Source organism: Kitasatospora atroaurantiaca (assembly GCF_007828955.1).
In the GTDB taxonomy this organism is placed as follows: domain Bacteria; phylum Actinomycetota; class Actinomycetes; order Streptomycetales; family Streptomycetaceae; genus Kitasatospora; species Kitasatospora atroaurantiaca.
The window spans coordinates 7,130,937-7,148,241 of sequence record NZ_VIVR01000001.1 but is presented as its reverse complement, the minus strand read 5'-3'; the positions used below and the strand labels follow the sequence as shown (position 1 = coordinate 7,148,241).

Genomic DNA, 17,305 nt, shown 5'->3' with positions numbered 1-17,305 from the left:
GTTCAGGCGACGGCGGGAACGGCGCCGATTGCGGCCTTCGGGGCCGGTTCGTGGACCGCCGGGGCGGAGGCGGGGACGAAGGGGATCTCGCCTCGCAGCACGGCCCGTGCGCGTTCCTGGTCGAGCTGGCCCTCCCAGCGGGCCACGGCCAGGGTGGCGACGCCGTTGCCGACCAGGCTGGTCAGGGCGCGGGCCGTGGACATGAACCGGTCGATCCCGAAGATCAGCGCGAGGGCGGCCACCGGAACGTGCGGGACGGCGCTCATGGTGGCGGCCAGGGCGATGAAGCCGGAACCGGTCACACCGGCGGCACCCTTGGAGGTGAGCAGCATCACGCCCAGCATGGTCAGCTGCTGGCCGAGGCTCAGGTGCACGCCGACGGCCTGGGCGAGGAAGACCGACCCCATGGTCAGGTAGATCGCGGTCCCGTCGAGGTTGAAGGCGTACCCGGCGGGCAGCGTGATGCCGACGACCGGCTTCGAGGCGCCCGCGTGCTGCATCTTGCCCATCATGCGCGGCAGGACGGGCTCGGTGGACGAGGTGCCCAGGACGATCAGCAGCTCCTCCTTGATGTAGCGCAGGAACGGCAGCAGCCGCAGGCCGTTGAGGCGCATGACCGAGCCGAGAACGATCAGCACGAAGAAGAGCGCGGTCAGCCAGAACGAGCCGACCAGGAGCGCGAGGTGGCGCATCGTCCCCAGGCCGTACTTGCCGATGGTGAACGCCATGGAGCCGAGGGCGCCCACGGGGGCCAGCCTCATGATCCAGTTGATGAGCGCGAAGATCACCTTGGACAGGTTCTCGATGCCGCGGGAGATGGGCGCACCTGCTTCGCCGGCGGCCTGCAGGCCGAAGCCGAAGAAGATCGAGATGAACAGCACCGGCAGGATCTCGTTGCCGGTGAGGGCGCTCACCAGGGTGCCGGGGATGATGGCGAGCAGGAACTGCGCGAAGTCCTGGTGACCCTGCGTCGCGGCCTTGGGCAGTCCGTGCGTGGAGAGCGTCGAGGGGTCGACGTGCAGGCCGCTGCCGGGGTGGACGACGTTGACGACGATCAGGCCGATCAGCAGGGCGAGGGTGGTCAGGACCTCGAAATAGACCAGCGCCTTCAGGCCGACCCGGCCGACCGTCCGCATGCTGTCCATGGAGGCGATGCCGTGGACGACCGTACAGAAGATCACCGGCGCGATCATCATCTTCACCAGGGCGATGAAGCCGTCGCCGAGTGGTTTCAGGTCGGCGCCGACGGACGGCCGGAGCCAGCCGATGAGGGCGCCGACGACGACGCCGATCAGGCACTGGACGTAGAGGGGGGCGAGCAGTCGGCGGGTTCTGGATCGGGTGGTGACGGTACCCGGGGCTGCGGCGTTGCGGCTCATCTGGGACGGCCTTCCAGGACAGGGACGAGGAGTTCTGCTCGGGCGATGCGCCGGGCGGCGCGGTGCAGGAGCACGGTGGGGGACGCGCCGTCCGGGGTGGGGACGGTTCGGGTGGTGATCACGCCTGCGGGGGTGCCCAGGCGCAGGGTGCCGTCGGCGGTCTGCTGGGTGAAGCGGTGGGCCAGCGTGCCGGGGATGGCGGCTGCGGTGGCCAGGGCGACGGCGGAGGTGAGGCCGATCGCCGGGTGCGGGGCGTGCATGGAGACCATTCGGACGGCCAGGTCGTACTCGTCCTGGCCGACCAAGGTGCCATGGGTGGTGCGGTACGGGGCCGGGCTGCCGACGATGCCGACCTTCGGCACCGCGTGGCCGACCGGGTCGTCCTCGCCGACGAGCCCCATCGCGAGAGCCGCCCGGCGGCGCAGAACGGTGAGCGCGGGAACGGCGGCGCCGAAGTCGGCGAGGGGTGTGGCGGCGTCGAGACCGAACGCCTTGGCGTCGAAGAGCGCGGCGGGTGCGCCCGCGTCGACGAGGGACGCCTCGACGGGACCCTGCGGCCCGGTCAGGGTGTCGATGGCGCGGCCGGTGGGCAGCGCGCGGCCGGTGGTCGAGCCTGCCGGTTCCTGGAACCCGAGCAGCACGGGCACGCCGAGCGCGGAGGTGCCTGGAACGGAGGCGGTGCCCTGGTCCGGGGCGGCGAGGCCGGGTGTGGGGATCGTGCCGGTGAGCCGCGCGCCGGTGTTGGTGTTGATCATGCGGACGGTGGTGCTGCCCGAGGTGATCGGGACCAGGCCGTGGTGGACGGCGTAGAGCGCCACGGCGGTGGCGCAGTTGCCGCAGTTGCTGGCCCACTCGACGCGCTCGTCGCCGATGCCGACCTGGGCGAAGACGTACTCGATGTCGACGCCGGGCTCGGACGACGTCCGGACGACGGCGGCCTTGGACGTGGTGGAGGAAGCGCCACCGACTCCGTCGATCTGGCGGGGGTCGGCCGCGTTGAAGGCGGCGAGCAGCAGCGTGTCCAGGTCCACCCCGGTCGCCACCACGTCGTGGTGGTCGAAGATCCAGCACTTGCTGGTCCCCCCGCGGATCATCTCGCCCTGCAGACGCAACACAACCGACTCCTCGTGGAATCCCGACGGCTTCTCCGTGCGGGGTGCGTTCCACAGTGGGTTACGGCAGCATGAAGTACAATCTCGGAAATCTGCATGGGTATTTAGCTGAGGTTAACGGTGGTGGTGGCGTCATGCTGGATGTCCGGCGAATCCTGCTCTTCGCGGAGGTCGCCCGTCGTGGCTCGGTGACCGCGACCGCGCGCGCCCTCAACTACACCCCTTCAGCGGTGTCACAGCAGGTCAGCCGCCTTGAGGCGGAGGCCGGCCAGCCCCTCCTGGAGCGCCACGCGCGGGGCGTGACCCTCACCGATGCCGGGCGCGCCCTGGCCGAGCGCGGAGAGCGGATCGAACGCGAGCTGCGGGCCGCAGACAACGAACTCGCCGACTTCGCGGGACTGCGCGCGGGCACGCTCCGTGTCGGCACCTTCCCCACGGCGGGCGCCTCCCTGCTCCCGTCCGCCGTCATCGCCTTCCGCGAAGCACACCCCGACGTACGGCTGACGGTGCGCAGTGCCCGCATCGCCGGACTGTGGTCGATGCTGGAGAACCGGGAGATCGAGCTCTCCCTCATGTGGGACTACGACTGGTGCCGCATCGACCGCGAGGACGCCGTCGTCACCCCGCTCCTCGACGACCCCCCGGCCCTCCTCGTCAGCGACCGGCATCCGCTCGCGGGCCGCGCCTCGGCCACTCTCGCCGAAGTCGCGGGCGATCCCTGGATCACCCGCGCCGAACAGCACCCGGTCGCCGAGGCCCTCGACCGCAGCTGCCGCGCCGCCGGCTTCGAGCCCCAGATCGCCTACGAGGCCCACGACTACCAGGAGGCCCAGGCCATGGTCGCGGCCGGCATCGGCGTCGCGCTCGCCCCGACCCTGGCCCTGGAAGGCATCCGCCCCGGCGTCAGCGTCCTGCCGCTGCAGCCGCCGGCACCGGTCCGCCGCATCCTGCTGGTACTCATGTCCGACCACTCCCCCACGCCCGCCGCACAAGCCTTCGCCGCACTCCTGCGCGACCACGCCGCCGACAGCACCCTCTGAGCGGTCGCCGATCTCCGGCGACGCTAGGAAGGCATGCGCCGCACGGCCTCGTCCGGTCGGGCGGATCGCACGGGGCCGGTGCTGCCGCGCAGGGACACCGGCGGGGCCAGCAGGATGTTGCGCAGGGGGGTCTCGGGGTCGACCATGCGTTCGAGCAGCAGGTCCATGGCCTGGGTACCGATGTCATCGGCCGGAACATCTGCGGCGGTCAGCGGGGGGCGGAACTCCTCGGCCCAGGTGCGGCCGACGACGCCGGTGATGGAGAAGTCCCTGGGCACGGCGAGGCCGGCCTCCTCCAGGCCGCGCTGGATGCCGGGCAGCGCGGCTTCGTTGATGGTCGCGACCGCGGTGACGTCGGGGTGGTCTTGCAGGAGCCGGGTGACGCACTCCAGGCCCGCGGCGGCGTCGTCCCCGCACTCCAGGTCGACGCCCTCGATGCCTCGCTGGGCGAGAGCGGCGACGAACCCGTCACGGGCCCGGTGTCCGGGCCCGTAACCGGCTGCCATCAGTTCGACGGAGCGGTTGACCAGCGCGATCCGGGTGTGGCCCAGGTCCGCGAGGTGGTGAACGCACCGGTTGATCACGGTGGTGTAGTCGACGTCGATCCAGCACATCTCGTGGGCGCGGGCCGTGTGCCCGATGCCGACGAACGGCAGCTTGGCGTTCTGCAGCCTGCGAACCCGGGAGTCCTCGAGGCGGATCTCCATCAGAATGACTCCGTCGACGCGCCCTCCGGAGAGGAGGCGCTCGAACGATCGGTCGTGGTCGCCCCCGGAGGGGGACAGCAGGACGTCCAGGTCGGCGCGGGCCGCGGCTTCGACCACGCTGGCCACAAAACCCAACTGCATGTGGGTCAGACGCCTGCTGGCGGGAGGGATCACCAGGCCGATGGTCCGGGTCCGGCCTTCCTTGAGGGCGCGGGCAGCGGCATTGGGCCGGTACCCGAGCTCGTCGATGACCTCCTGGATGCGCTTTCGAGTGGCATCCGAGACCGGGCGCTTGCCGCTGAGCGTGTAGGAGACTGTGCTCCGCGAGACGCCCGCCCGTCTGGCGATCTCCCCGATGTTCATCGCTGTCCTCATGGAAATGGGGTGGCCTTGATTCGCTGGTGGCGCGCGTGGCGCGCACGTGTCGCGCCGGTCGTCGAACCGATTCGGTAGACGGTAGTGCGCTTCTCCGCGCGCCGCAAGCGCACGCCACGTGACTCCTCCGCCAGGCGGTGAGTGACTCGACCGCGGCCGCCCTGCGACGAAGTTCACCCGATCTATTGACGCCCCCAGATGCCAGTCCTATGTTCCTGTCGAACCGATTCGCGGAATCGATTCGACACGGGGCTGTAACGCAGGGATGGCATCCTCGCCGCCCGCTCCCCACCTCTCAGCGCCTTCCGTAAGACCGAAGGGTTCAGTGCTATGAACAGATCCACCGGTTGGCGGCTCGCCGCCGCCTCGCTCGCTGCCGTCGTCCTCTCCTCCGCCGGCACCGCGTGCTCCTCCTCGACCGGGACGGCCGGTGCCGACGGGGGCGGTGCCTCCGCCGGCGGGACCTACACCGTCTGGGACCCGTACCCGCAGTTCGACGCCGGCTCGGCCTGGGCCAAGCTGCTGGACACCTGCGGCACCCAGGCCGGTGTGCAGATCAAGCGGACCGCCTTCGACACCAGCGACCTGACCAACAAGGAACTCCTCGCCGCGCAGCAGGGCAACTCCCCGGACGTGCTGATCGTCGACAATCCGGTGGTCTCCACGCTCGCCCAGGCCGGTGTGCTGACCTCGACCAAGGAGAACAAGGTCGACACCTCGGCGGTGTCGCCCAACCTGCTCGCGGCGGGTCAGAGCGGCGGCGAGACCTTCGGCGTCCCGATCGGCGCGAACACCCTGGCGCTGTATTACAACAAGGCGGTCCTGAAGGCCGCCGGCGTGGACGTCGCCTCGGTCAAGGACTGGGCGTCGCTGACCGCGGCCCTGACGAAGGTCAAGGCCGCGGGCAAGAAGGGCATCACCTTCTCCGGGATCGGCACCGAGGAGGGGAGCTTCCAGTTCCTCCCGTGGTTCTGGGGATCGGGTGCGCAGCTCACGCACCTGGACTCCGCCCAGGCCGCTTCCGCGCTGTCGCTGTGGACCGACTGGGTCAAGCAGGGCCTGGCCCCCAACTCGGTCATCAACAACACGCAGACCACCAGCTGGCAGGAGTTCGCCACCGGTGAGTTCGCCTTCGCGGAGAACGGCACCTGGCAGCTGGCCAACGCGAAGAAGGCCGGCTTCGAGTACGGGGTCATCCCGGTCCCCGGCATGAACGGCGGCACCGCCCCGGCCCCGACCGGTGGCGAGTTCGTCACCGTCCCGGTCCAGAAGAAGACCGACCGCTACAGCGTCTCGGACAAGCTGGTGTCCTGCCTGACCAGCGCGGACAACTCCTACGCCACCGACACCACGCTGTCCTACATAGCCGCCACCCCCGCGGTGCAGGACAAGCAGGCCGCCGGCGACCCCGACCTGAAGGCGTGGGTCGACGCGGTCAAGGCCGCCAAGGGCCGCACCAGCGACGACCTGGGCACCAAGTACCCCAAGATCTCGGAGCAGTTGTGGACCTCGGTCCAGGCCGCGCTGACCGGTTCCAAGTCCCCGCAGGCCGCACTGTCCGCAGCGCAGTCGGCCGCCGCCCACTAGCACCACCAGCCGCGAGGACAACAGGACCCGCCGATGAACGACACAGCACAGATACCGGAAGACCGCTCTGTGCGCGACCGGGACGGGGCGGCCGCCACCGCCCCATCCCCCGGCCGCGCCGGCACCGAACGCACCAGGTCTCGCCCCCGCTCCCAGCAGTGGGCCGCCTGGGGATTCCTCACACCGGTGGTGATCTACCTCGGCGTGTTCTACGCCTATCCCCTCTACCGCAACATCGACCTGAGCCTGCGCAACTACACGGTGCGCTCGTTCGTGAACGGCAACGCCACCTTCGCCGGACTGGGGAACTACCGCGCGGTCCTGGACGACCCCACGTTCATGCCCGCGCTGCTGCACACCGTGGTGTTCACCGCCGCCAGCCTGCTCCTGCAGTACGGGATCGGCTTGGCCCTCGCGGTCTTCTTCACCCAGCACTTCCGCCTCGCGGCCACGCTTCGCGCCCTGTTCCTGGTGCCCTGGCTGCTGCCGCTGATCGTGTCCGCCTCCACCTGGTCGTGGATGCTCAACAGCGACTCCGGCGTCGCCAACTCCGTCCTGCACGCGATGGGCATCGGCCCGGTCAACTGGCTCACCTCCCCGAGCTGGTCCCTGGCGTCGGTGGTGATCGCGAACATCTGGATCGGGATCCCGTTCAACCTGGTGGTCCTGTACAGCGGTCTGCAGGGCATTCCGGCCTCCCTCCACGAGGCCGCCGCCCTGGACGGGGCGAACGCCTGGCAGCGCTTCCGCCACGTCACCTTCCCGCTGCTGCGCCCGGTGTCGGCGATCACCCTGCTGCTGGGCCTGATCTACACCCTCAAGGTCTTCGACATCATCTGGATCATGACCAGGGGCGGCCCGGTCAACTCCTCTACCACGCTGGCCACCTGGTCCTACCGGCTCGGCTTCGGGAACGCGCTGCCAGCCTTCGGGCACGGCGCTGCCGTCGGAAACTTGCTGGTCCTGATCGCCCTGGTCTTCGGCATGGTCTACATCCGCGTCCAGCGAAAGCAGCAGGCGTCATGACCGCACGACACACCTCCTGGTGGAAGACCGCGACCGGCGTCCTGCTCACCGCGCTGATGCTGTTCCCGGTCTACTGGATGCTGAACGTGTCCTTCACCCGCGACCAGGACATGCGCAAGTCCCCACCGGACTGGTTCCCGGTGCACGGCACGCTGGAGGGCTACCGGGCCGTCCTGGACCAGCAACTCCCGTATCTGGGTACCAGCCTGGTCATCGCTCTCGGCACCGTCGCTCTCACGGTGGCCCTCGCCGCACCCGCCGGCTACGCGCTGGCGAAGCTGCGCCCGCGAGGCGGCGGAGTGCTCAGTTTCGTGCTGCTGGTCGCGCAGATGGTCCCCGGCATCATCATGGCGATGGGCTTCTACACCGTCTACCTCAAGTTCGGGATGCTGCAGTCGGTGCCGGGCCTGATCATCGCCGACTCCACGATCGCCGTCCCGTTCGCCGTGCTGATCTTCACCGCGTTCATGGACGGCATCCCCGGCGAACTGCTGCAGGCCGCCAGAACCGACGGCGCGGGCAACCTGCGGACCTTCTGGTCGATCGTCCTGCCGATGAGCCGCAACGCGATCGTCACCGTCTCGCTGTTCGCGTTCCTCTGGTCCTGGTCCGACTTCGTCTTCGCCAGCACCCTGGACGGCGGCGGCGCCCACGAGCCGATCACGCTGGGGATCTACCACTACATCGGCAACAACAACCAGCAGTGGAACGCCATCATGGCCACCGCCGTGGTCGCCTCGATCCCCACCGCGCTGATCCTGGTCCTGGCCCAGCGCTACGTCGCTGCCGGCGTCACCGCCGGAGCCGTCAAGGACTGACACCCACCAGCACCTCCCGCCCCGGAAGCCTCTGCCCGTAGGCCGACCGCGTACCGCGGCCGCCACGAGGTCGGCAGAGCACGCCCCGCACCAGAAACGAGCGCCCTGCGATGACCGACGCCCCGACCGGCCCGGCCTTCAACATCCGCGAGATTCCGTTCAGCAGCCACGGCTCCTGGTTCAACATCTCACCCGTGACCTCCGAGCACGTCCGCGCCCAGGACCTGCACCTGGTCTCCCACCAGGGCGGCATGCACCCCGTGCTGCGCCTGGTCCCCGTCCGGGGGGCGGGCGGCGAACGGGTCGAGACGCACTGGAACGCCACCCCGGGGCGGCTGACCTGGGCCGGGCAGGGCGGGCAGATCGAACTGACCTACCAGTCCGCGGACACCCTGCGGCTGCGCGGTACCGGTCTGAGCCTGCGGATCTGCGCCGCGGCCGAACGGCTCACGCCGTTCAGCGGCACGTACTTCATCCACGACCCGCTCGACGGCTCCTACGTGTTCACCTCCTACGAGACCGGCAGGCGCTACCGCGTCACCGTGCTGGCCGGGCAGGAAGCGGACGTCCGCGGTGTGGAATCGCTCGGCGCCGCCGACCGCGGGCTGACCCTGACCGGCGACAACACCGGCTCGTGGGAAGCGGCCGTCGAGGAGCTCGACAGCGCCCGGCCGCCCTACGCACCGTCGGACACCCACGAGAAGACGGCGGACCGGGCCGACCGGACGTTCACCGAGTTCGCCGACGCGGTCACCCCCTGGCGCACTCCGGACACCCCGGCCGCCGAACTGGCCGCCTACGTACTGTGGTCCGCGACGGTGGGACCGGCCGGGTTCCTCGAGCGCCCTGCCGTCCTGATGTCCAAGCACTGGATGGACAAGGTCTGGAGCTGGGACCACTGCTTCAACGCTCTCGCCCTGGCCCCCGGAGCCCCGGAGTTGGCCTGGGACCAGTTCCAGATCATGTTCGACCACCAGGACGGGAGCGGCGCACTGCCCGACTCCGTGACCCACTCCGAGATCCTCTACAACTTCGTCAAGCCCCCCATCCACGGCTGGGCCCTGCGCCACCTGCGACGGCGCCTGCCGCGCCCGCTGAGCCGGACCGAACTCACCGAGGCGTACCACCGCCTGGCACGGTGGAGCAGGTTCTGGCTCGACTCCAGGCGCGCACCCGGACAGACGCTTCCGCACTACCAGCACGGCAACGACAGCGGCTGGGACAACTCCACCGCCTTCGACCCCGGGCGCGTGCGGATCACCGCCGATCTCGCCGCCTTCCTGATCCTGCAACTGCGCGAACTCGCCGATCTGGCCACCGAGCTCGACCGCGCCGACGAAGCCGCCGGCTGGGCGCACTCGGCACAAGCCCTCCAGGCCGCCGTGATCCAGGACCTGTGGACGGGCGAATGCTTCCAGGCCCGGTCCCCCCACACCGGCGCGGGCACCACCAGCCTGAGCCTGCTGGACCTGATGCCCGTCGTCCTCGGCGAGCACCTGCCCGCCGGGATCAGCACCCGGCTGGCCGCCCGCATCGAGACCCACCTGACCGCCCACGGGCTGGCCACCGAGCGGCCCGACTCACCCCACTACCAGCCCGACGGCTACTGGCGCGGACCCATCTGGGCACCCGCCACCGTCCTGATCGAGGACGGCCTGCGCCGCGCCGGGCACGTCGACCTGGCCGACGAGATCAGCGCCCGCTTCCGCTCCCTGTGCGAGAACTCCGGCTTCGCCGAGAACTTCGACGCCCTCACCGGCGAAGGCCTGCGTGACCGCGCCTACACCTGGACCGCCAGCAGCTACCTCCTCCTCGCCGAGGCACACGCACACCGCGACAGCCGCTGACCGGCTGCCTCCGCAGCTCCGGGATCGCTCCGGTCCCGGCACCTTCACCGCACTCCCACCCAGAGGAGCCGCACCATGAGGTCACCCGCCACCCCTCCCAGGCCGACGACCCGCACCGGACGACGAGCGGCCTCGACCGTCGCCGTCATGCTGGCCGCACTGGCCGCGAACCTGGTGTCCGCCGCGCCGTCACCGGCCGCCGACACCTCGGTCGCCGTCGACTTCTCCACCGCCGGAGGCGCCCCCAACTACCGCGCCTCGGGCATGATCTACGGGCTGACTCCCAACGGGTCGCTGCCGCCGGATCACTTCTTCAAGGACATCAAGTGGCACTTCGAGCGGGCCGGCGGCGCGCAGCTCAACGGCGGCGGCTACGCCACCAGCCTCGCCGACTACCAGACCCGCTGGAACGCCACGCTCGCCCAGTACAGGCGCACCGTCGCCCTCGGCGGCACGTTCGTCATCCTGCCGCACGACCTGTGGGGCGCCGACGGCACCACCACCCAGCCCTTCCCCGGTGACAACGGCGACTGGACCAAGTTCGACAGCTTCGTCAGCCAGCTCATCTCCGACGTCAAGGCCAACAACATGACGGTGGAGTGGGACCTGTGGAACGAGCCGGACCTCAGCGGCTTCTGGGGCCGGTCCCAGAGCCAGTACCTGCAGATGTGGTCGCGGTTCTACGCCGCCGTACGGGCCAACGTCCCCGGGCAGCTCATCGTCGGCCCCAGCGTGGCCAACGCGCCCAACTCCTCCAACACCTGGTGGACCACCTACCTGAACCACGTCAAGGCCAACAACGTCGCCCCCGACATCTACAGCTGGCACGCCATCCCGCACGACCCCGTCCAGGCCGTCGGCAACGCCAACGCGATCCTCGCCGCCGCGGGCCTGACCAACACCCGCCCGTACCAGATCAACGAGTACGCCGGGCGCGAGCAGCAGAACCCCGGTGGCGGCGGCTGGTTCATCAGCCGCCTGGAGCGGGCCGGCGCCGACGGCCTGCGCTCCAACTGGGGAGGGGGCCCCAGCCTGCACGACTACGCGGCCGACCTGCTCACCAAGAACAGCTCCGGTCAGTACCTGCCGAAGGGTGAGTGGTTCCTCTACCGGTACTACGGCTCCCAGACCGGAAACATCGTCAACCTCACGCCCGGTACCAACACCGACGGGCTGGCGACCAAGGACAACACCGCGCGCAACGCGAAGATCCTGCTGGGCAGCAACGGCAACACCGGCAACGTCACCGTCAACCTCAGCCGCCTCGACACCACCTCGGTGGTGGAGAACAGCCGGGTGCGCGCGATCGTCCAGCGCATACCGAACAACAGCGGCGGCGCCGTGACGGGGCCGGTGACGGTCTCCGACCAGACCCTGACGGTGAGCAACAACTCGGCCTCGGTGAACGTGCCGTGGACGGACGCCGCGGACGGCTACACCGTCACCCTGCTGCCACCGTCCAACACCACCGTCTCCACGGTCGCGGAGGTGCAGCACAGCGGTCAGTGCCTGGACGACACCAACCTCAGCACCGCCGACGGCACGCAGTACCAGCAGTACTCCTGCGAGGGCGGCTACCAGCAGATGCTCGACCTCAAGCCGGTCGCCGGCCGCGCGAACACCTTCACGGTGGTCAACGAGTACAGCGGTAAGTGCCTTGACGTCTCGGGCGCTTCCACGGCCGACGGCGCAGCCGTCATCCAGTGGACCTGCAGCGGCGGCACGAACCAGATGTTCACCCTCAACCCCGTCACCGCGCTCGGCAACAGCAAGGACTACCAGCTGGTCGCGGTGCACAGCGGCAAGTGCGTGGACGTCAGCGGGATCTCGACCGCACCCGGCGCCCTCGTCCACCAGTGGACCTGCGACCCGGCGAGCAACCTGAACTGGAAGAAGAACCAGATCTGGCGCCTCCAGGGCATGGGCTGAGCCGTCCCCGAGCGGGGACTCCCAGCACCGTAGGGAGCCCCCGCTCGGACCGTCCGGGCTGACGGCGCCGGACGGAGTTCTGGCTCGGCGCCGGAGATTCTGTCGGCCCGTCAGCAACTACCTCCTCTTCGCCCGCGCCCACCACCAGCGCGCGGACGCCATGGCCGTCGCCTGAACCGCGAGCGACACCCCCCACCCGTCCGGCACGGGGGCCGGCGCAGCAACAACCAGTCCTACCCCTGAAGGGACGCAAGGACATGCCAAGAATCGGGCAAAGACTCTCGACCGCGAGACGCCTCCACGGCGTCGCCACGACGCTGCTCCCGCTGGTCGTCATCGCCGGTGTCACCACCGTGACGGCAACGCCGGCGGCCGCGGCCACCGCCACCCTCACCGTCGACCTGGGCACCACTACCGGGTCCTTCCGCGGCGGCGCCTCCGGGGCGCTGTACGGCCTGTACGGCCAGGACCTGCCGACCGACAACCTCATCGAGGGGATGGGGCTGAAGACCACCAACACCAAGTACCAGGACGGCCAGCAGCATCCCGGCTCGGACGCCCTGGAGATCGCGAAGCCCTTCGTGGACAGCGGCGGCGGGGACGTCTTCATCTACATGACGGACGTGTACCGCGCCAACTACGAACGGGCCAGCTACTCGGCCTACCAGGCGGCCATGAAGACGCAGGTCGAGCAGGCGATGGCCAGCCCGTACGCGAGCCACATCGTCTTCGTCCCCTACAACGAGCCCGACGTGAACTGGTTCAGGGGCATGGGCACCAACGCGACGGCGCTGGCCAACTTCAACGCCGAGTGGCTCCAGACCTACAACTTCGTCAAGGGCATCTGGCCCCAGGCGCGGCTGGCAGGGCCCAACACCGCCGGCTACACCGACTTCTCCCTCAGTGGCTTCCTCAAGTTCTGCAAGGCCAACAACTGCCTGCCCGACGTGGTGACCTGGCACACCCTGGGCAGCCCGGCGGGCGTCCGCAGCACCGTCGACGCCTACCGCGCGGTGGAGACCGCCGCGGGGATCACCTCCCCGATCCCGGTCAACCTCAACGAGTACGCCCACCGCTACCACCTGACCGACCCCGGCCAGATGGTCCAGTGGATCGCGGGCATCGAGGACGAGAAGGTCGACGGCAACCTGCCGTACTGGAACATCAACGGCAACCTCGGCGACTCCGCCGCCGCCCAGAACACCCCCAACGCCCAGTGGTGGCTGTACAACTGGTACAGCTCGATGAAGGGCGGCAACACAGTCAAGGTCACCAGCACCGGGGCCAACGCCGCGTACACCCTCCAGGGCCTGGCCAGCTTGGACACGGCCAAGAAGCAGGCGCGCGTCATCCTCGCCGGCGGCGGCACCAGCGGCACCTCCGACACGGTCATCAAGAACATCGACCCCGCGGTCTTCGGCAGCACCGTGCACGTCAGCGTGTTCCAGGACCGCTCCAGCGGCTACATCGGCGCGGCGGCCACCCCGACCCGGCTCTCCGACGCCGACGTGACCGTGGGCTCCGACGGCTCGATCACCGTCCCCATCACCCTCGACGCGATGTCCGCGTACCAGGTGATCGTCTCCCCGGGCGGCACCGGCAGCGCCACCGCCTCCGACAACACCTGGTCGGCCACGTACGAGGCCGAGAACGCCACGCTCAGCGGCACCGGCTACAACGTCAATACCGAGGGCACCACCGGCAACATCAGCAAGTTCGCCACCTCCGGCACCAAGGACGTCGGCGGCCTGCGCACCGGCTCCAGCACGGTGATCGCCTTCCCCGTCTCCGTCCCCACCACCGGCGACTACAACCTGGCGGTGTTCGGCAACAGCTACGCCAAGGACGCCGACGTCAAGGGCCCGACGAACGTGTACGCGCGGGTCGACGGCGGCGCCTCGACCAGGATCGACATACCGGTCGGCTTCCAGTGGGTCGTGTGGGGCCACAGTGACACCGTCGTGCACCTCACCGCGGGCAGCCACACCATCACCCTGGCCACCGCCGGCGACAACGGCGCGGCGACCGTCGGCGACGCCCTCGTCGACAAGATCGACCTCCGGTACCAGGACGCCGCCGTCCAGGGCACCACGCTCTACGAGGCCGAGCAGGCCAACCTCTCCGACAGCGGCACCGTCACCTACACCTCCCAGGGCCAGTCCGGCGCGGGCGCGGTGAACCTCACCGCCGGCAAGTCCGCGACGTTCTGGGTCTACTCCGCGCGGGACGGATACGCGGACCTGACGGCCCGCTACCGCAACACCGGCCAGGCTGCCCTCACCGTCAACGGCAGGACCCTGACCGACCAGACCCTCTCCGGCGCCTCGACCGGCACCTGGTCCACCTCCACCAACCGGGTCTACCTGAACAGCGGCATCAACAAGGTCAGGGTGACCGGCACCAGCGGCACCCTCGCCCTGGACGACCTGGCCGTCACCCCGTTCAGCATCACCGACCCGGTCACCACCGGCAACGTCGTCACCTACCAGGCCGAGAACGGCACCCTCACCGGCACCGCGGCCGTCAACACCACCTACAGCCAGGCCAACGGCGGCGTCGTCACCGGCATCGGCAACGGAAGCGCCAACTCCCTCACCCTCGACGTCAACGCCCCCTCGGCCGGCACCTACGCCATGACCATGCGCTACGCCAACGCCGAGGAGCTGCCCTCCAACCACTACAACCCCGACCTGTACGCCGAGCACGCCGACGTCAGCGTCAACGGCGGCACCGCCACCCGCGTCAACTTCGCCAGCACCCTGCACTGGAACCAATTCCAGAACTACACCGTCCCCGTCACACTCGCCAAGGGCGCCAACACCGTCAAGTTCACCGCCTCGCAGCTCTACAACTGGGACGGCACCACCATCGGCGTCGTCTACTCCGGCGGCGGCAGCGACATCGGACAGCCCATGCGCTCCAGCTCGGCGCCCCACCTCGACCAGGTCTCCTTCGCACCCGCGAGCCTGCACATCGGCGTATCGTCCGGCTTCTCCTCCACGGCCGTCGCCCAGCACAGCCAGCTCTGCCTGGAGGACCCCTCCCAGTCCACCGCCAACGGCACCCAGTACCGGCAGAACACCTGCACAAGCGGCCAGGAGCAGATCTTCGACTTCCACCCCGTCGCCGGCACGCCCGACACCTACACCGTCGTCAACCACGCCAGCGGCAAGTGCCTGGACGTCAGCCGTATCTCGACGGCCGACGGCGCCGCCGTCCAGCAGTGGACCTGCACCGGCGCCAATAACCAGCGGTTCACGCTGAGTCCGGTGACCGCGCTCGGCAACAGCCACGACTACCAGCTGGTCGCCGTCCACAGCGGCAAGTGCGTCGACGTCAGCACCATCTCCACCGCACCCGGCGCCCTCGTCCACCAGTGGACCTGCGACCCGGCAAGCGCCCTGGCCACCAAGAAGAACCAGATCTGGCGCCTGACCGGGAAGGCATGACGTCCCGCGCCTGACACCCGGCCCCCGGCCCCTGGCGGAGCCGGGGGCCGGGGGCCGGGTGTCCGTGCGCTGGAGTGCGCCGACCGGTGCTCGCTGCCCTTGTCCGCAGCCGGCGTCGGCGACCACGACCGGAGGGGCGAGCTTCCACGCTGCGAGCTCGTCGATCATCTCCAGGGCCAGCTGCTACTTCGGCCGGTGGCGGAGCACCACGACGGCTTCTCGATGTGGAACAGCACGGTCAACGAGTGGAACTCGGTGCAGCGGGGACCGAAGCTGAACCTCCTGCAGATCTTCCGCGACGCGATCCGGGGCAAGGGCCTGAAGCTGCTGGTGGCGATGCACCACGCCTACAATTTCAACGGCTACTACGACCACGCGCCGACGCAGCCGACCGCCAGCCTCCGAAAGCTCTTCGGCCAGTTGGGCACCACGGCCGAGAACCAGCTCTGGTACGACAAGCTCAAGGAGGTCATCGACCTGGCCCAACCGGACATCCCGTGGGAGGACTTCGACCTCTCCCAGGTGGACGAGGCGCAGCGCCTGAACTTCCTGTCGTACTACTACAACCAGGCCCTGGGCTGGGGCCGGGAGGTCGTGGCCACGTACAAGGACGGTTACGACAGCCTCGGCGAGGTCTTCGACTACGAACGCGGCGGCCCGGGCGACATCGCCAACCCGTACTGGCTGACCGACGACAGCATCTCCAGCTCCAGCTGGTGCTACACCGTCGGCATCGGCTACTACTCCACCCAGCAGATGCTGCACGCGCTGATCGACCGGATCAGCAAGAACGGCAACATGCTGCTCAACATCGCTCCGATGGCGGACGGGACGATCCCCCAGGGCCAGAAGGACGTCCTGCTGGGCATCGGCGACCACCTCCACCGGTTCGGCGAGTCCCTGTACGCCACCCGGGCCTGGACGGTCTACGGGGAGGGGCCGACCAAGATGGGAGGCGGCTCCTTCACCACCCCCGTAGCGGGCACGAACACGGACTTCCGGTTCACCCGCAGCAAGGACAGCACCGTCCTGTACGCCACGGTCCTGGGCTGGCCCGGGAGTTCCACGACCATCAGCACCCTGGCGAGCGGCCGCATCGACCTCCGCTCCCTGACGTCGGTCCAGTTGCTGAATCCGACCGCGGGCACGTACACCAGCCTGCCCACCCCGACCCAGGCGAGCGACGGCCTGCACATCACCCTGCCGTCGTCCTCGGCCCCGTTCAGTGCCCTCGCCTACGTGCTGAAGTTCACCTTCTCCGGTCAGATCCCCGTCCTCCAGCCCGGGGGCACCGGCGTGGTCACCGCGTACAGCGACGTCTCCTACGCGGGCACGGCGGCCGGCCTGGTGCTGGGCGGCTACACGGCCGGCCAGTTGCAGAGCGCGGGTCTGGCGGCGCGGACCATCTCCTCCGTGCGGGTGCCGGCGGGCTACCAGCTGATCGGCTACTCCGGCGACAACTTCACCGGGACGGCGTGGACCTTCAGCGCGGACAACTCCGACCTGCGCAGCACGGGCAACAACGACGCCATCACGTCGCTGAAGGTGATCTTCAATCCGGCCACCTACTTCCGGATCAGCAACGTCACCGACGGCCTGGCCCTGGACAGCGGCGGCAACGTCGCCTCGGGCAGCAACCTCAAGCAGTGGACCTGGGACGGCAGCCCCAACCTCCAGTGGCAGGCCGTCGACCTCGGCAACGGATACTACAAGCTGGTCAACCGCACCAACGGCATGGTCGCCGACGGCTGGGGCTCCACCTCCAACGGGGCACCCGCGCAGCAAGCTCCCTGGAACGGCGGCAACAACCAGCAGTGGCAGATCACCAACCGTGGCAACGGCCTGTACAGCATCGCCAACCGCACCACGGGTCTGGTCCTGGACGGCGGCGGCCAGGTCGCCTCCGGCTCCGTCACCAAGCAGTGGGGCTGGAACGGCAGTGCCAACCTGCAGTGGTCCTTCATCGCACAATAGGCCGCCGGCCGGGCGGTTCATGACGCGCGGGCCCGGCTCTCACGACCTCGTGAGAACCGGGC

At 69.5% G+C, this 17,305-nt stretch carries 11 protein-coding genes; 8 read left to right on the top strand and 3 right to left on the bottom strand.

Annotated features, from left to right (window positions below; all coding sequences use genetic code 11):
* Window positions 1–2: 2 nt before the first annotated feature.
* Both dctA and FB465_RS31985 read right to left on the bottom strand, forming a co-directional pair.
* Window positions 3–1,379: a C4-dicarboxylate transporter DctA gene (gene dctA / locus FB465_RS31990; protein ID WP_145796211.1), complete on the bottom strand. Its 1,377-nt coding sequence runs from the start codon at window positions 1,377–1,379 to the stop codon at window positions 3–5.
* Entirely contained in the window at window positions 1,376–2,494 is a 1,119-nt protein-coding gene (locus FB465_RS31985) for a PrpF domain-containing protein (protein WP_145796209.1), read from the bottom strand. The genes dctA and FB465_RS31985 overlap by 4 nt, the downstream gene beginning before the upstream one ends.
* A 131-nt stretch (window positions 2,495–2,625) precedes the next feature.
* Between FB465_RS31985 and FB465_RS31980 the strand changes: the two genes are divergently transcribed.
* Window positions 2,626–3,531 (top strand): LysR family transcriptional regulator, encoded by a 906-nt coding sequence (locus tag FB465_RS31980; protein WP_145796207.1) that lies wholly within the window; start codon window positions 2,626–2,628, stop codon window positions 3,529–3,531.
* 23 nt (window positions 3,532–3,554) lie between these two features.
* On the opposite strand, the gene FB465_RS31975 is transcribed toward FB465_RS31980, so the two are convergent.
* Window positions 3,555–4,601: a LacI family DNA-binding transcriptional regulator gene (locus FB465_RS31975; RefSeq protein WP_145797710.1), complete on the bottom strand. Its 1,047-nt coding sequence runs from the start codon at window positions 4,599–4,601 to the stop codon at window positions 3,555–3,557.
* A 342-nt stretch (window positions 4,602–4,943) separates the two neighbouring features.
* On the opposite strand from FB465_RS31975, the gene FB465_RS31970 reads away from it, so the two are divergent.
* From FB465_RS31970 to FB465_RS31940, 7 genes are all read left to right on the top strand, one after another.
* A complete protein-coding gene (locus FB465_RS31970; protein ID WP_145796204.1) occupies window positions 4,944–6,200 on the top strand; it encodes a sugar ABC transporter substrate-binding protein in 1,257 nt (418 codons plus the stop codon).
* A gap of 33 nt (window positions 6,201–6,233) precedes the next feature.
* Window positions 6,234–7,226 carry a carbohydrate ABC transporter permease gene (locus FB465_RS31965; RefSeq protein WP_145796202.1) on the top strand — a complete coding sequence of 331 codons (993 nt, stop codon included), beginning with the start codon at window positions 6,234–6,236 and terminating at the stop codon, window positions 7,224–7,226.
* Window positions 7,223–8,044, top strand: a complete 822-nt coding sequence (locus tag FB465_RS31960; protein ID WP_145796200.1) for a carbohydrate ABC transporter permease — start codon at window positions 7,223–7,225, stop codon at window positions 8,042–8,044. Before FB465_RS31965 ends, FB465_RS31960 begins: the two co-directional genes overlap by 4 nt.
* 110 nt (window positions 8,045–8,154) lie before the next feature.
* Window positions 8,155–9,891 carry an amylo-alpha-1,6-glucosidase gene (locus FB465_RS31955; RefSeq protein ID WP_145796198.1) on the top strand — a complete coding sequence of 579 codons (1,737 nt, stop codon included), beginning with the start codon at window positions 8,155–8,157 and terminating at the stop codon, window positions 9,889–9,891.
* A 75-nt stretch (window positions 9,892–9,966) separates the two neighbouring features.
* Window positions 9,967–11,820 (top strand): RICIN domain-containing protein, encoded by a 1,854-nt coding sequence (locus FB465_RS31950; protein ID WP_246192984.1) that lies wholly within the window; start codon window positions 9,967–9,969, stop codon window positions 11,818–11,820.
* Window positions 11,821–12,077: 257 nt separating this feature from the next.
* Window positions 12,078–15,269, top strand: a complete 3,192-nt coding sequence (locus FB465_RS31945) for an RICIN domain-containing protein (RefSeq protein ID WP_145796197.1) — start codon at window positions 12,078–12,080, stop codon at window positions 15,267–15,269.
* A 195-nt stretch (window positions 15,270–15,464) separates the two neighbouring features.
* Window positions 15,465–17,243: an alpha-L-fucosidase gene (locus FB465_RS31940; RefSeq protein WP_281292366.1), complete on the top strand. Its 1,779-nt coding sequence runs from the start codon at window positions 15,465–15,467 to the stop codon at window positions 17,241–17,243.
* Window positions 17,244–17,305 lie beyond the last annotated feature (62 nt).

Excerpts from the sequence above, each read along its gene's own strand:
- dctA (WP_145796211.1), bottom strand. The coding sequence starts at position 1,379 with ATGAGCCGCAACGCCGCAGCCCCGGGTACCGTCACCACCCGATCCAGA.
- FB465_RS31980 (WP_145796207.1), top strand. The coding sequence starts at position 2,626 with ATGCTGGATGTCCGGCGAATCCTGCTCTTCGCGGAGGTCGCCCGTCGT.
- FB465_RS31975 (WP_145797710.1), bottom strand. The coding sequence starts at position 4,601 with ATGAACATCGGGGAGATCGCCAGACGGGCGGGCGTCTCGCGGAGCACA.
- FB465_RS31970 (WP_145796204.1), top strand. The coding sequence starts at position 4,944 with ATGAACAGATCCACCGGTTGGCGGCTCGCCGCCGCCTCGCTCGCTGCC.
- FB465_RS31965 (WP_145796202.1), top strand. The coding sequence starts at position 6,234 with ATGAACGACACAGCACAGATACCGGAAGACCGCTCTGTGCGCGACCGG.
- FB465_RS31960 (WP_145796200.1), top strand. The coding sequence starts at position 7,223 with ATGACCGCACGACACACCTCCTGGTGGAAGACCGCGACCGGCGTCCTG.
- FB465_RS31955 (WP_145796198.1), top strand. The coding sequence starts at position 8,155 with ATGACCGACGCCCCGACCGGCCCGGCCTTCAACATCCGCGAGATTCCG.
- FB465_RS31950 (WP_246192984.1), top strand. The coding sequence starts at position 9,967 with ATGAGGTCACCCGCCACCCCTCCCAGGCCGACGACCCGCACCGGACGA.
- FB465_RS31945 (WP_145796197.1), top strand. The coding sequence starts at position 12,078 with ATGCCAAGAATCGGGCAAAGACTCTCGACCGCGAGACGCCTCCACGGC.